General features: G+C 65.4%; 16 protein-coding genes. 5 read left to right on the top strand and 11 right to left on the bottom strand.

Translation table 11 applies throughout. The features are described from left to right. Entirely contained in the window at positions 1-1,338 is a 1,338-nt protein-coding gene (locus ACMVY4_RS13670) for a dihydroorotase (RefSeq protein ID WP_416896577.1), read from the bottom strand. 44 nt (positions 1,339-1,382) lie between these two features. Here ACMVY4_RS13670 and ACMVY4_RS13665 point away from each other — a divergent pair, with 44 nt between their 5' ends. After that, positions 1,383-2,561 (top strand): NAD(P)/FAD-dependent oxidoreductase, encoded by a 1,179-nt coding sequence (locus ACMVY4_RS13665; protein WP_416896576.1) that lies wholly within the window; start codon positions 1,383-1,385, stop codon positions 2,559-2,561. Here the strand turns inward: ACMVY4_RS13665 and gcvA are convergent. Then, a complete protein-coding gene (gene gcvA / locus ACMVY4_RS13660) occupies positions 2,558-3,460 on the bottom strand; it encodes a transcriptional regulator GcvA (protein ID WP_416896575.1) in 903 nt (300 codons plus the stop codon). The genes ACMVY4_RS13665 and gcvA overlap by 4 nt on opposite strands. A 103-nt stretch (positions 3,461-3,563) precedes the next feature. Between gcvA and ACMVY4_RS13655 the strand changes: the two genes are divergently transcribed. Continuing rightward, positions 3,564-3,761, top strand: a complete 198-nt coding sequence (locus ACMVY4_RS13655) for a hypothetical protein (RefSeq protein WP_416896574.1) — start codon at positions 3,564-3,566, stop codon at positions 3,759-3,761. A gap of 3 nt (positions 3,762-3,764) precedes the next feature. Here the strand turns inward: ACMVY4_RS13655 and purB are convergent, their stop codons facing one another. From purB to ACMVY4_RS13625, 6 genes are all read right to left on the bottom strand, one after another. Then, the gene (gene purB / locus ACMVY4_RS13650; protein ID WP_416896573.1) at positions 3,765-5,069 is read right to left on the bottom strand and encodes an adenylosuccinate lyase; all 1,305 of its coding nucleotides are present in this window, start codon (positions 5,067-5,069) and stop codon (positions 3,765-3,767) included. Between the two features lie 90 nt (positions 5,070-5,159). Then, positions 5,160-6,338, bottom strand: a complete 1,179-nt coding sequence (locus ACMVY4_RS13645) for an HlyD family secretion protein (protein WP_416896572.1) — start codon at positions 6,336-6,338, stop codon at positions 5,160-5,162. 128 nt (positions 6,339-6,466) lie between these two features. Beyond that, on the bottom strand, positions 6,467-7,351 hold the full coding sequence (locus ACMVY4_RS13640) for a c-type cytochrome (protein ID WP_416896571.1): 885 nt from the start codon (positions 7,349-7,351) through the stop codon (positions 6,467-6,469). Next, positions 7,352-7,771 (bottom strand): c-type cytochrome, encoded by a 420-nt coding sequence (locus ACMVY4_RS13635; RefSeq protein WP_416896570.1) that lies wholly within the window; start codon positions 7,769-7,771, stop codon positions 7,352-7,354. 133 nt (positions 7,772-7,904) lie between these two features. Then, the gene (locus tag ACMVY4_RS13630) at positions 7,905-8,216 is read right to left on the bottom strand and encodes an AzlD family protein (protein ID WP_416896569.1); all 312 of its coding nucleotides are present in this window, start codon (positions 8,214-8,216) and stop codon (positions 7,905-7,907) included. Beyond that, entirely contained in the window at positions 8,213-8,896 is a 684-nt protein-coding gene (locus ACMVY4_RS13625; RefSeq protein WP_416896568.1) for an AzlC family ABC transporter permease, read from the bottom strand. Before ACMVY4_RS13625 ends, ACMVY4_RS13630 begins: the two co-directional genes overlap by 4 nt. Before the next feature lie 143 nt (positions 8,897-9,039). Between ACMVY4_RS13625 and ACMVY4_RS13620 the strand changes: the two genes are divergently transcribed. Further along, positions 9,040-11,067: an ASKHA domain-containing protein gene (locus ACMVY4_RS13620; protein WP_416896567.1), complete on the top strand. Its 2,028-nt coding sequence runs from the start codon at positions 9,040-9,042 to the stop codon at positions 11,065-11,067. Positions 11,068-11,323: 256 nt separating this feature from the next. On the opposite strand, the gene ACMVY4_RS13615 is transcribed toward ACMVY4_RS13620, so the two are convergent. Continuing rightward, entirely contained in the window at positions 11,324-11,869 is a 546-nt protein-coding gene (locus ACMVY4_RS13615) for a carboxymuconolactone decarboxylase family protein (protein WP_416896566.1), read from the bottom strand. A 72-nt stretch (positions 11,870-11,941) separates the two neighbouring features. Between ACMVY4_RS13615 and ACMVY4_RS13610 the strand changes: the two genes are divergently transcribed. Both ACMVY4_RS13610 and ACMVY4_RS13605 read left to right on the top strand, forming a co-directional pair. Further along, entirely contained in the window at positions 11,942-12,289 is a 348-nt protein-coding gene (locus ACMVY4_RS13610; RefSeq protein ID WP_416896565.1) for a winged helix-turn-helix transcriptional regulator, read from the top strand. Next, a complete protein-coding gene (locus ACMVY4_RS13605) occupies positions 12,286-12,642 on the top strand; it encodes a cupin domain-containing protein (RefSeq protein ID WP_416896564.1) in 357 nt (118 codons plus the stop codon). The genes ACMVY4_RS13610 and ACMVY4_RS13605 overlap by 4 nt, the downstream gene beginning before the upstream one ends. A gap of 30 nt (positions 12,643-12,672) precedes the next feature. On the opposite strand, the gene ACMVY4_RS13600 is transcribed toward ACMVY4_RS13605, so the two are convergent. Then, entirely contained in the window at positions 12,673-13,263 is a 591-nt protein-coding gene (locus ACMVY4_RS13600; protein WP_416896563.1) for a hypothetical protein, read from the bottom strand. A gap of 26 nt (positions 13,264-13,289) precedes the next feature. Beyond that, positions 13,290-14,129, bottom strand: coding sequence for a pyridoxal kinase (pdxY, locus tag ACMVY4_RS13595; protein ID WP_416896562.1), 840 nt, complete (start codon positions 14,127-14,129; stop codon positions 13,290-13,292). Between the last annotated feature and the right edge of the window lie 56 nt (positions 14,130-14,185).

Below are 14,185 nucleotides of genomic sequence, written 5' to 3'. Positions count from 1 at the left end.
TCAGCCGCGCGGCAGCGTTTCCTGGAAGCGCACTGGACGGCCGTGGTCCCGGCCCAGCACCTCGCCTTCGCGCATGGCCAGCGTGCCGCGGACCACGGTCATGACCGGCCAGCCGGTGACCTGCATGCCGTTGTAGGGCGTCCAGCCGGACCGGTTCGCCATCATCGCATCGGTGATGGTCTCGGTCCGCTTCATATCGACGATGGTGAGGTCGGCATCATAGCCCATGGCCAGACGCCCCTTCCCGGCCATGCCGAATACCCTATTCGGCCCGGCGCTGGTCAGATCGACGAAACGCTGCAGTGACAGCCGACCTTGTGAGACATGGTTCAGCATGATCGGCACCAGCGTCTGCACGCCCGGCATGCCCGACGGGCTCTGTGGATAGGGTTTCGCCTTCTCCTCCAGCGTGTGTGGCGCATGGTCGGAACCGATGACGTCGACCACGCCCTGCTGCAGCGCCCGCCACAGCCCCTGTCGGTGGGCGTCGCCGCGGATGGGCGGATTCATCTGTGCGCGCGTGCCGAGTTCCGGATACGCCGTCTCGGCCGCCAGGGTCAGATGCTGCGGCGTCGCCTCGACGGTGGCGATGTCCTTGTGACCGGCCAGGATGTCCATTTCGTCGGCGGTGGTGACATGCAGCACGTGGACCTTGCGGCCGGCACGGCGCGCCAGCGCCAGAATGCGGCGTGTCGCCAGGATCGCACTCTCGTCGTCGCGCCAGACCGGATGCGTCGAGGGATCGCCCTCGACCCGCAGATCCTTGCGCGCGTTCATGCGCGGTTCGTCCTCGGCGTGGACAGCAACACGGCGGACGCCGGCACGCAGCACTTCAAGCAGGGTCTCGTCGTCGGAGACCAGCAGGCTGCCGGTCGAGGCGCCCATGAATATCTTCACGCCGCAGACGCCCGGCATCCGCTCGAGTTCGGGCAGCATGCCGATGTTCTCGGCCGCCGCCCCTGCATAGAAGGCGTGATCCACCGCGGCGCGGCCCTTCGCGCGGGCCAGCTTGTCCTCGATCGCCGCGGCGTCGGTCGTCGAAGGCGAGGTGTTCGGCATCTCGAATATGGCCGTGACGCCGCCCAGCGCCGCTCCGTCCATGCCGCATTGCAGGTCTTCCTTGTGCTCCAGCCCCGGCTCGCGGAAATGCACCTGGCTGTCGACCACGCCGGGCAGCACATGCAGCCCGGCGGCGTCCAGCAGCTGTCCCGCATCCGCCTGTCCCAGGTCGCCGATCTCGGCGATCCGGCCGTCCACGATCCCCACATCGGCGAGGCCCTCGCCGTTCTGGTTCACCACCGTGCCGCCATGCACGATCATGTCGAATGTCCTTCTCATGGCGGCACCTTGCGGGAAGCCACCGCCGACCGCAAGCTGGCGCAATGAAGCGGACGGACATCCTGATCGTGGGCGGCGGCGTCATCGGCAGCGCCGTCGCCTGGTGGCTGAAAGGCGCGAAGGGATCGGACGCGCGGGTGACCGTTCTGGAACCCGACGTCACCTATGAACGCGGTTCGACGGGGCGCTCTCTCGGATCGATCCGGCAGCAATTCTCGACGCCCGAAAACATCCTGATTTCCCGCTTCGGCATCGACTTCATCCGCCGCTCGGGCGAGATTCTGGAAGTCGATGGCGAGCGGCCCGACGTCCAGTTCCGGCCCGGACATTATCTGTTTCTCGCGACCGGCAGGGGCGCGGAGACACTGGCTGAAAATGTCCGGGTCCAGCGGGAGACCGGCGCGGACATCACCCTGATGACTCCGGCCGAGCTGTCGGAGCGCCTGCCCTGGATCCGGAACGACGACATCGCCGCCGCTGCGATCGGGGAACGCGACGAGGGCTGGCTCGATCCCTACGCCCTGCTGCGCGCCTTTCGGGCTGCAGCCATCCGGGCGGGCGTCGTCTATTTGCAGGACCGCGCCGTTGGGCTGGTTCGGGAAGTGAATCGCATCGTCGGCGTCGAACTGGCCGATGGCGGAAAACTGGCGGCAGGCCATGTGGTCAATGCTGCCGGCCCGTGGGCTGGCGACCTCGCTGCAACCGCGGATATCGACCTGCCCGTCCGGCCGCGCAAGCGGACCGTCTTCAGGGTCACGACGCCGGAGCCGCCGCAGGACCCGGTGCTGATCGTCGATCCGTCCGGCGTCTACGTCCGACCGGAGGGTGACGGCTTCCTTGCCGGATCATCGCCGCTGGCAGGCGATACGGACCCGGACACCTTCGATCTCGATCCCGTCTACACGCAGTTCGACGACATCTGCTGGCCCGCTCTCGCCCACCGTGTTCCCGCTTTCGAGCGTCTGAAGATGGCGGGCGCCTGGGCCGGGCTCTATGCGGTCAATACCTTCGATCACAACGCGGTCCTGGGTCCGCATCCGGAGATCGGGAACCTCTACTTCGCCAACGGCTTCACCGGCCACGGGCTGCAACAGTCGCCTGCGGTGGGGCGGGCGCTGGCAGAGTGGATACTCGACGGCGCCAGCACTTCTCTGAACCTCGACCGCTTCCGTTTCGACCGCATCGCGGCAAACCGGCCCATTGTCGAACGCGGCGTGATCTAGGATTCGATCTCCACATGCGCCTCGGCGCGCATCCAGTCGAGGAAGGCCGCCACATTGGCGCGGTCCACATCCTGCTCCCGGTAGACAAGATAATAGCCGGCCTGACTGTTCTCGGCCTCCTCGGAAAGGCCGATCAACCGCCCGCTGGCAACTTCCTCCTCGACGAAGGGTTCGACCATCAACGCGACGCCGCGGCCGGCGATGGCCGCCTCGAGACCCAGCGTCGTCATGCCGAAGACATCGCCCCGATCCACGTTCACATCTTCCCAGCCATTGAACCGCACCCAGCTGCGCCATTCCTCGTAGTCCGTGTCGTGCAACAGGTTCAGCCGGTCGAGGTCAGACGGCTCGAGCGAGGTCTTTCCGGGCGGCAGCAGCGACGGACTGCAAACCGCGACCAGACGCCCTGCCAGGAACGGTTCCGAGATCAGACCCGGCCAGTTGCCCTCACCGAAGCGGATGGCGACGTCGACCGGATCGCGGCGGAAATCGACCAGATGCCGGCTCGGCGAGAGCCGGATAGCCACTTCGGGGTGGGCCATCTGGAACCGTCCGAGGCGCGGCGTCAGCCAGCGAGAGGCGAAGGCGAAGGTCGTCGCGACCTCCAGCAGCCGGGTCTCGACATGGCGGCGCACCGCGCGGGACGCGTCTTCCATCCGCTGGAACGCGCCGCGCAGTTCCTCGGCATAGGTGGCGCCTTCGGCGGTCAGCGTCAGCCGGCGGCCCCGGCGCAGGAAAAGTTGCACCCCCAGCCAGTCCTCGAGTGCACGCACCTGCTGGCTGACGGCTGCATGAGTGACGTTCAGTTCGCTCGCCCCGCCGCTCATGCTCTGGTTCCTAGCGGCTGCCTCGAAAGCGCGCACTGCCGTCAGAGGCGGCAGATCCCAGCGTATGGTCATGTCAGTTCATCTTACATATCTGGAGAGTATTCCTGACTGGCGAACCATGCGGTTCCGCTCCAAATAGGCGGCATCGAAACCTGCCAGCCAATGGAGGCAAAAAATGTACGATATCTTCGCCAAGTCAATGATCACCGCGGCCCGAGCCGACCTGCACGCCATCGGTTCGCCCGCTGCACGCCAGGCCCGTCCGGTCGCCGACAACGTCACCGTGACCGACATCACGCTGGAAGCCGGCGCCGGTGGCCGTAAGCCTGTCTATCGGCTGAGCCGCATGGCCCGCAACCTGTTCGCGTCCTGAATGTCAGTTCGCGCCGAAGACCCGCTCGAAGATCGTGTCGACATGCTTCAGATGATAGTCGAGGTCGAACATGGCTTCGAGCTGGGTCTCGGTCAGGGCGGCGGTCACCTCCGCATCGCCCTTCAGAAGGGTCAGCAGATCCTTTGATCCGTTCGCTTCCCACACCTGCATCGCATTGCGCTGCACCAGACGGTAGGCGCCTTCGCGGCTGACCCCGGCCTGGGTCAGCGCCAGCAGCACCCGCTGCGAATGGATCAGGCCGCCAAGACGGTCCATGTTGGCCTTCATCCGCTCCGGATAGATCACCAGCTTCTCGACCACACCCGCCAGCCGCATCAGTGCGAAGTCCAGCGTCACCGTGACGTCCGGGCCGATCATGCGTTCGACCGACGAATGCGAGATGTCCCGCTCGTGCCAGAGCGCCACGTTCTCCATCGCCGGAATGACCTGGGCGCGGACATAGCGCGCGAGGCCGGTCAGATTCTCCGTCAGCACCGGATTGCGCTTGTGCGGCATCGCCGACGAGCCCTTCTGCCCCGGTGAGAAATACTCTTCCGCTTCCAGGACTTCCGTCCGTTGCAGATGCCGGATCTCGGTCGACAGCCGTTCGACGGACGAAGCGATGACGCCCAGCGTGGCGAAGAACATGGCGTGACGGTCGCGCGGAATGACCTGCGTCGAGACCGGTTCAATCTCCAGACCCAGCTTCTTCGCGACATGGGCCTCGACCGACGGATCGATGTTGGCGAAGGTGCCGACGGCGCCGGAAATGGCGCAGGTCGCGACGTCCTTCCGCGCCGCGACGAGGCGCTCGCGGTTGCGCTCGAACTCGGCGTAGAAGGTCGCCAGCGTCACCCCGAAGGTCGTCGGTTCGGCATGGATGCCATGGCTGCGGCCGACCTTCACCGTCATCCTGTGTTCGAAGGCGCGTTTCTTCAGCGCGGCCAGCACGGCGTCGAGATCCGCAAGCAGGATGTCGGCGGCCTGCGTCAGCTGAACCGCGAGACAGGTATCGAGCACATCCGACGAGGTCATGCCCTGGTGAACGAAACGGGCCTCGTCGCCGACATGTTCGGCCAGCGACGTGAGGAAGGCGATGACGTCGTGCTTCACCTCGCGCTCGATCTCGTCGATACGGTCGACGTCGAAGCCGCCCCGGTCCCAGACGGCCTTCGCGGCATCCTTGGGCACGATACCCAGCTCGGCCTGGGCGTCGGTGGCGTGGGCTTCGATCTCGTACCAGATGCGGAAGCGGTTCTCCGGGGACCAGATTTCGGTCATCTCCGGGCGCGAATAACGCGGGATCATGGCGCTCTCCAGCTGTTGAAGCGCTCAGCTATCACGATTTAGGACTGTGGCAAATGGACGGGCTGTCGCGGCAGGCCTCAAGGCCTGCGGTCAGCGCTGCTCGGCGTCGTTTCCGATGCGGGCGATGGCCGACCGGACGAAGACCAGCAGCTCACGCTCCCGCAGGGTGTCGATGGCGACCTGCGCTGTCATGCCGGCACGCAGCAGCGGCCGGTCCTGACCCGGGTTGAGTTGCAACTTGACCGGCACGCGCTGGACGACCTTCACCCAGTTGCCCGAGGCGTTCTGCGGCGGAAGGATCGAGAACTCGGCGCCAGTGGCGGGCGCGATGCTGGCGACGGTCGCGCGCCACTTCACGCCCGGATAGGCATCGACCTCGACCTCGACCTCCTGACCGACCTCGACATGGGTCAGCTGGGTCTCCTTCAGATTCGCCTCGACCCACGGCACGCGGTCATCGACCAGAGCGAACAGCGGCTCGCCTTTCTCGACAAACTCGCCCGGTTCCAGATTCAGTACGGTGACGATGCCGTCGACCGGCGCGCGCAGCCGCGTGCGGTCCAGTTTCAGCAACGCCTCGTCACGCTCTGCCTCGGCCTTGAGATAGAGCGGGTGTTCCTCGACGGGCTTGTCCAGGCTGCCGCCGATGGTCAGCAGCGCCTGGCCGACCCGCTCCTGCTGGGTGGCGACACGCCGCTGGGCGACCTTCAGTTCGGCCTCGACTTCCTCGAGCTTCTGGGACGGCGCGATACCGCGCTCCGCCAGCTTGCGGAAGCGGTCGTACTGGCTCTGCAACTGGTCGATGCGGGAACGCTCTTCGGCCAGTTGCGCCAGCTCGGCCCGGTAGTTCGCCTGCAACTGCCGGATGGCGCTCGCGGTACGGACGATCTCGGCTTCGGCCTCGCGGAAGGCGATCTCCCAGTCGCGGCCGTCCAGTTCGACCAGCATGTCGCCAGCCTTCACGCGCTGGTTCTCGCGGACATGCACGGCGGCGACCCGGGCGGCGATATCGGACGACACCGCGATCTTGGTCGACTTCACATAGGCGTTCTCGGTCGTGACGTAACGCCCTGACTTGGCGTAAAAATATCCACCGACAAGCAGCGCAGCCACAGGCACGACCAACAGCAGGAAGGTACGCAGCAGACGCCGCCCGCGCGGCTGGCGCGGGGTCAGATCCTCGACTTCGATGACGCCGTTGTCCCGCGCTTCGATCACCAGATGGTGGTCGCTGGACGATGACGGCAGATTGCGATGGATGTCGGCCAACTCGGCTGTTCCGTTACGTTTCCCCGGTATTCCACAGTCAGACATAGATGATCGGCGGCCCGTGAACCAGTGGGCACGGACGCATGGGCACCCTACGTCAGGTCATACGTGACGGGTCAATGACGGCCCTAGCCGCCGGAGCCGACCTTGTTGTCGATCGGTGGCACAGACTTGAGATAGGCGGCGATCGCCGCCCTGTCCGCGTCGGTCAGATATTTGAGCCCGTCCTCAATGGCTTCGTCCATCGTCCCCTGGACATTGTCGAAATCGGGCTTGAAGCCGCTCTTCAGCAGTTCGGCGATGTCGGCCTCGCTCCAGTCGCCAATGCCGGTCGAATGGGGCGTGATGTTGGGCGCCACCTCGCCTTCGGGGCCGTCGGGCGTGCCGGCGAGGTACATGTCCTCGTCGGTCGCGCCCATCATGTTCCGGGGGGTGTGGCACTCGCCGCAATGGGCCAGCGCCTGGGCGAGATAGGCGCCTCGGTTGACCGGATCGCTGGCGCCCGGATCGGGCTCGAACCGGCCCGCCTCGAAGTTCACCATCTGCCAGCCGCGCTGCAGGATGCGCATGGAAAACGGGAACATGATGCCATGGTCCCGGTTGGGCTGGCTGACCGGGTCGAGCGAGAACAGGTAGGCCTTGATGGCCAGCGCGTCCTCCCGGGTCATCTTCGTGTAGCTGGTATAGGGGAATACGGGGAAATAGCGGCCGCCGGCGGGCCGCTTGCCTTCATGCAGCGCGCCGACGAAATCCTCGTCGGTCCACGCCCCGATCCCGGTCTCCCGGTCGGGCGTGATGTTGGGGCTGTAGAAGGTGCCGAACGGCGTTTTCAGCGCATATCCGCCCGCGAACAGCTGGCCGCCGTCCTTGGCCGTATGACAGGCGATGCAACCCGCGGCGCGTACCAGGTACTCGCCGCGCTCGACCGCGTCCTGCGCAAATGCGTCAGGTGCGCCGGCCAGGGCCACTGCCCCGGCTAGCGCCGCCAGACCTGTAAGTGCGGTGCGCCTCACCTATTCGGGCTTCGGACCGCGGTACTCCTCATGGCAGCCCTTGCAGGTGCCGCCGAGATTCTTCAGCGCGTTGCCGATCTCGCTGCTGTCGCCGCCTTCGGCCGCGGTCACCAGCTTGGCCGCCGCGTCATTGCTCTTGCCCATGGCGGCCTCGAAGCCGCTCCAGTCGGTCCAGATGTTGGCTTTCGCGCGGTATTCCATCGAGCCTTCGGGGAACTTCTCGAGCATGTCGCCGAACTGCATCTTGATGTTCTGGGCGTGCTGGACCGCGTCGCCATTGCCCTCGCCGATGGCCTTCATGGACCCGCCGATGCTCTTCATCGCGTCAACGCGCTTGTCGGACATCGAGCCGTGCGCACCGGCCCAGGCCGCGCCGGCCGCAAACATGACCGCCGCGGCGGAAATCAGGAACTTGTTCATCAGATGCTCTCCCATGGAACGCCAAAGAGGCCGATCCTCAAGGCCCCTTGCCTTTTTATTGTCGTCGCGCCTCCGGACGTTAACAAGATCGGCGCTGTGATTATTCGGAGACCCGCACATCAAGGGATCGTGATCATCCGAGCCCGAAGATATGGGCGCCCGCGACCAGCAAGGCCAGCCCGCTGGCCAGCGCCAGCCCGATGCTTGCCGTGAACCAGAGCAACAACGACGCCACCGCCAGCGCGACCATCTCGACGGGCTGCGCCCGGACAATCATCGGCGCGACCACGGCGGCGATGGCGCATCCGGGCAGCACGTCGAACAGGCGCCGCAGCCGTGTGCCCTCGCGGACGGTCGAACCCAGCAGGTAGCCCCCGAGCCGCGACGCGAACACGATCGCGGTGATCATGGCGATGGCGGCATAGCCTTCGGACAACTCGCTCATGCACGCCGCCCGTCGAACAGCAGTGCGAAGCTCGCGCCGGACCCGACAGCACCCAGCAGCACCACCTCGGGACTGGCGACGAACGACAGGCTGATAGCCACCACGGCCGAGACAGCCCAGGGCAATCTCGGCCCCATTCTCGCCCTGGCCAGCATCACCAGCACAAGCGACAGGAACAGCACGCCGCCGAACCCGATCGCCGCCATCGTGACCGCGTCCATCGCATCGGGGAGCAGTACGCCGATGGCCACGCCCACCATCCAGGTCACGTAGAGGCTGGCGGCGCTGCCGAAATAGAAGGCCGCCATGTCGCTCCGCCCGCGGTGGCGCATCGACATGGCCCAGCTGGCATCGACCAGCATGTGGATGATAATGAGCCGGAACGGCCACGGGGCCTTGCCGAAATCGGAGGACAGGCTCAGGCCCATCAGCACGTTGCGCGTCGAGACCAGCGCCACGGTGATGGCGACGGCCAGCCAGGGCATCGGATGATCCCAGACCGCCAGCGACGCGAACTGGGCCGCGCCGGCGAAGGCCGTGGCGCTCATGATCACGGCTTGCGCTTCGGTCAGGCCGGTGGCGATGGCCGCCGAACCGAACACGATGCCGAACATGCTCGACCCGATGGTGAAGCCCGCGGTGGCGCGCGCGCCCTGTTGCATGCTGTTCAGAAGGGACATGTCGGGATGATCCGGTGCCGGAGAGATGGTCCAGACTGTGGCGGCACGCCGCCGAAAATCAAGCGGACGTCGCAATGACGCTGGCGTTCGGCCTGCCGGTCCTCTAATCGCGGACACAGCAACCGAGAGGATCGAACCGTTCCATGACCGAAACCGGCGACGCCCTGGTCCTGTTCATGCCGTCCGGCCGCCGCGGCCGGTTCGAGATCGGCACGCCGCTGCTCGATGCGGCGCGCTCGCTGGGCGTCTATGTCGAGAGCGTCTGCGGCGGCCGCGGTCTCTGCGGGCGCTGCCAGATCACCCCGACACCCGGCCAGTTTGCCAAGCACAAGATCACGGCGAGACCGGAAAACCTGTCGCCACCGAACGAGGTCGAAGCCCGATATTCCGGCCGCCGCGCCCTGCCCGCCGACCGGCGGCTTTCCTGCCAGGCGAAGATCCTGGGCGACATGGTGGTCGACGTGCCGACGGATTCGGCGGTCAACAAGCAGGTTGTCCGCAAGCGGGCCGAGAACCGCAGCATCGACCGCGATACCGCCACGCGTCTGATGTATGTCGAGGTCACCGAGCCCGACATGGCCAACCCGTCCGGCGATCTGGACCGGCTCTCTGAGGCGTTGGAACGGGAGTGGATGGTGAAGGGCGCGCGGCTCGATCCGCCGCTTTTCGCCAAGCTCCAGAAGACCCTCCGCAAGGGCGAATGGAAGGTGACGGCGGCGGTGCATGATGACGGCGACGGGCCGCTGATCACCGCGCTGTGGCCCGGCCTGCAGCAGCGTGCCTTCGGCCTCGCGGTCGATATCGGCTCGACCACCATCGCCGCGCATCTGGTCGACATGATGAGCGGCCGGACCGTCGCCTCTGCCGGCACCGCCAACCCGCAGGTCCGCTTCGGCGAAGACCTGATGAGCCGGGTTTCCTACGTGCTGATGAACCCCGACGGCCTTCCGGCGCTGACCGAGGCGGTGCGGGGCGCGGTCAACGGGCTGGCCGAGAAGGTGGCCCGGGACGCCGGCGCCACACGCGACCTGATCGTCGAGGCGACCTTCGTCGGCAACCCGGTGATGCACCACATCTTCCTGGGCATCGACCCGACCGAGCTTGGCGGCGCGCCCTTTGCGCTGGCGGTCTCGGGACCGCTGGCGCTGGCGGCGCGCGATATCGGCGTGGAGATCATGGACGGCGGCCGGGCCTATGTCCTGCCCTGCATCGCCGGGCATGTCGGCGCAGACGCCGCCGCCGCGACCCTGGCCGAAGCCCCGCACAAGACCGACAGGATCACGCTGATGGTCGATGTCGGCACCAATGCCGAGATCGTCCTGGGCAGCCGCGACCGCCTGCTCGCCGCTTCCTCGCCAACCGGACCCGCTTTCGAAGGGGCCGAGATATCCTGCGGCCAGCGCGCGGCGCCGGGCGCCATCGAACGCGTGCGGATCGATCCGGAGACGCTGCAAGCGAAGGTCAAGGTAATCGGCTGCGACCGGTGGTCGGACGAGCCCGAATTCGCCGAAGAGGCCCCGGCGGTCGGCGTCACCGGCATCTGCGGGTCGGGCATCGTCGAGACCATCGCCGAGATGTTCCTGGCCGGGATCATTTCCGAGGACGGGGTCGTCAACGGCGCCCTCGCCGAATCCTCCGACCGCGTCGTCGCGAACGGCCGCACCTTCACCTACGTGCTCTGGCGTGGCGCGACCATGGACATCACCGTGACCCAGAACGATGTGCGCGCGATCCAGCTTGCCAAGGCCGCGCTCTATGCCGGCGTGCGGCTGCTGATGGACAAGCTGGGCGTGGACCACGTGGAACGCATCCGCCTCGCCGGGGCCTTTGGCAGCTACATCGACCCGAAATACGCCATGGTGCTCGGGCTCATTCCCGACTGCGAACTCGATCAGGTCGCCGCCGTCGGCAATGCCGCCGGCACAGGCGCGCGCATGGCGCTGCTGAACCGCGGCCACCGCCGCGAGGTCGAGGAATTGGTCCGGGAGGTCGAGAAGATCGAGACGGCGCTGGAACCCCGCTTCCAGGAGCACTTCGTCAACGCCATGGCGCTGCCCAACAAGACCGAGCCCTTCCCGCATCTATCCGAAGCTGTCGCCCTGCCCGCCCGGCAGCAGCCCGCAGGCGACACCGGCGCCCCCCGCCGCCGCGGCGGACGGCAGCGGCGGTAGGTTCTCATCGGAACAACCAGCCTCTGAGTGTCACCCCCGATTCATTCGTGGGTGACAACATGTGCGCGGCATCGCCAATGCTACTTGCTGTCGTCCACCGGTCTGCAACCGCATTCAAAGGACCACACCGTCATCCCGGCCTTGAGCCGGGATCCGGGACGGAGGATCATTGCAAGCGCATGCTTTTGAAGGTGCGTCGGCATCCGGACCCCGGCTCGGGGGCCGGGGTGACGACAGTGTCAAAGCCCCGACCGAGCTACACCGGAAACCGGGCGGCGAAGTCTTCCAGCTCCAGCTCCGCCGTCTTCGCGACGAAGCTGATCGTGTGGTAGTTGCCGCAGAGTGCCAGGATCTCGAGCTGTTGCTCGACGGTCCAGGCCGACCGGAATGCGGCCTTCCGGATCTCGTCCGGGTGGCCGTCGCGACAGATGCCATCGACGACGGCCAGCAACAGCGCTTCCTCAGCGGGCCAGCAGGGATCATCGGCCGCGCCGCTCCTCGTCGCCGCGATCTGCTCCGGCGTGAAGCCGACATGCTGGCCGAAGGCCGTCACGTGCACGCCCCATTCGTATTCGCAGCCGAGATTGGCCGTGACCCGCAGGATGACGATCTCGCGCTGGCGCATCGGCAGCGGGCTCTCGCGGTCCAGCAGGTTGGCAACGCCCTTCGCCAGGAAGCGCTCGGAGTTCGCGAAGCTGCGGAACAGCTTCAGGATGTAGCCGTCGCGCTGCGGGTAGCGGGCCAGCCTCTCGGCGACGGCCGGCGGCCAGGGTTCGGGCAAGGGTGAAAGGGGGTTCGACATGGCGCAATCCTCTGCTACCAATTACGTAGCAACCAGTATGCTACAATATCTGTAGCGTCAAGGAGGTCCGCATTGCCGACACCGAAGCCCGGAATCCCCGTTCGCGGCTCCAGCACCGGCCGACCGATCATGGTCCTGCTGGATCTGCTCGGTCGCCGCTGGGTTCTGCGCATCCTCTGGGAGCTGCGCGACGGCCCTCTCACATTCCGCATGCTCCGGGAGCGATGCGACGATGTCTCGCCGACGACGCTCAATGCGCGTCTGAAGGAACTGAGGGAAAGCGGGCTGGTCGAGCTCCTGGACGACGGCTACGCGATGACGGAAACGGGTAGCGAACTGGCCGCGAAACTGGTGTCCTTGACGGGATGGGCCGACCGCTGGGCGGAAAGCCTGGATACGCAGAAGGAGGACCGGACATGACCGAGATGTTTTCGAGCGAGACCGCGGGCCTGCCGCGTCCCGACGCCGGCACGCTGGTCGCCCGCACCGCCGGTCAGGACTGGCAGTCGAGCGGATCCGACGGATTTCTGGTCAAGCCGCTGCACGAAGACCCGGCCACGGGCCGCCGCACGTGGCTGATGAAGGTCGAACCTGGCGCATACGCCCCGGCGCATGCCCACGAGGAGTTCGAGGAGCTCTATATCCTGGAAGGCTCCTTCGACGACGGCGAACACACCTATCACGCCGGCGACTACGCCATCCGCGCACCGGGCGCGATGCATGAGTCCAAGAGCGAAGCGGGTGCGCTGGTGCTGGTGATTTATTCTAGATAGGAATTGCCAGCAATATTGAGTCAATAACTACTATCTGGATCGGACCGGTCGCCAAACCAGCCCATATCGACCGACAAAATAGAAACAATATGCAGTGGCAGTTGCCATGAGAGAATCCACAAATGCGTCAGAGACATTCGATTCTCGAGAGTGATACGAATCCGTATCGAAGATCAGAACTTCAAACAACAATAATATCAAATACTGCAAAACAAGGACTACAATTCCAAGAAAAAAGACCGAAATGTTCCAACGCTCCAAGATAAATCCAATCAATGGGATATAAAAAAGTGAGAATGTAATAAAAATTATAGGAAATTCGATAAAGATTGCCATAAGCAGCCAGTCAAAAAGTGCAAAAATAGATTCGTCTAGATACTGGAGATCGCTCTCATATTTAATTAATGCGACAATAAAAAAATATGCAAAAATACCAGCCACCAGCGCCCAGACACCTCTCGCGGATCGCCGTCGCGTATCGATATCGACGACCTCACCAAAAGAACTCGACGGCCATCTAACTGCCCGCATGGTGATAAAAATCAAAACGAAAGCGGAAATCGTCCACAAAACAGAAAGAACAAAGAATATTATAATTCCCATGCCAACCAAATATTTCAACTATAAAATTTCACTGTTGTATTGCGCTAGTTATTGGAGGAGAGCGTCTCGATCTCCGGCAGCACCGGCGGGTCGCCTATCGAGGCCTGTGCGGGGACCAGCGCCAGATCGTCGAGCCCCATCGCCTTCGACCAGGCCGCGACGGCATGTACCGCGCCGGCGCCATAGCCCGCGGCCTCATGGATCGGCATGCCGTCCAGCGACTTCGCCAGCACGACGCCCGCGAACAGGTCGCCCGTCCCGTGCGGCGCGTCGGGGACCTCCGGCATCGAGACCCGCCAGACGCTGTCGGTGGTGACGATCTGCGCCGAGACCTTGCGCGCCGGCGCCGGCGACGAGGTGCAGATCACCGCGCGCGGCCCCTCGGCGATCAGTTGCCGGCAGGCCGCGGTGCAGTCTTCGACGCTCGTGATCTCCCGACCGGTCAGGAAGGCCAGTTCGAAACGGTTCGGCAGCACGATGTCGGCCAGTGGCAGCAGGGTGTCGCGAACCCCCGATGCGACATCCTCCCCGACATAGAGGCCGGTATGGGCATCCCCCAGAACCGGGTCCAGCACATAGGGCAGATGGCCGGTGAGACGCAGCCGCCTGGCCACCGCGGCTATGGTGACGGCGTTCTCCGCATTGGCCAGGTAGCCGGAGAACAGCGCCTCCGGCCGGCCCCGCGCCAGCACCGATTCGATCATGGCGCGCACCGTCTCCGGCGGCATCGCCATGCCGGCCGGCTTCGCATGGCCCGGATGGTGGCTCAGCACGACCGTCGGCAAATCCCAGACATCCCGGCCGAGACGCCGCATCGCAAATGCGGTCGCCGAATTGCCCACATGTCCCTGCGCGACCTGGCTGGAGATGCTGAGGACCGCCATTTCCGGGCCTCTCCCGATTGCAGAACGATCCGCCGACCTTATAGTGCGCCGGAACA

Source organism: Minwuia sp., assembly GCF_048007105.1.
In the GTDB taxonomy this organism is placed as follows: Bacteria; Pseudomonadota; Alphaproteobacteria; order Minwuiales; family Minwuiaceae; genus Minwuia.
This window is presented reverse-complemented; position numbering and strand designations above follow the sequence as displayed.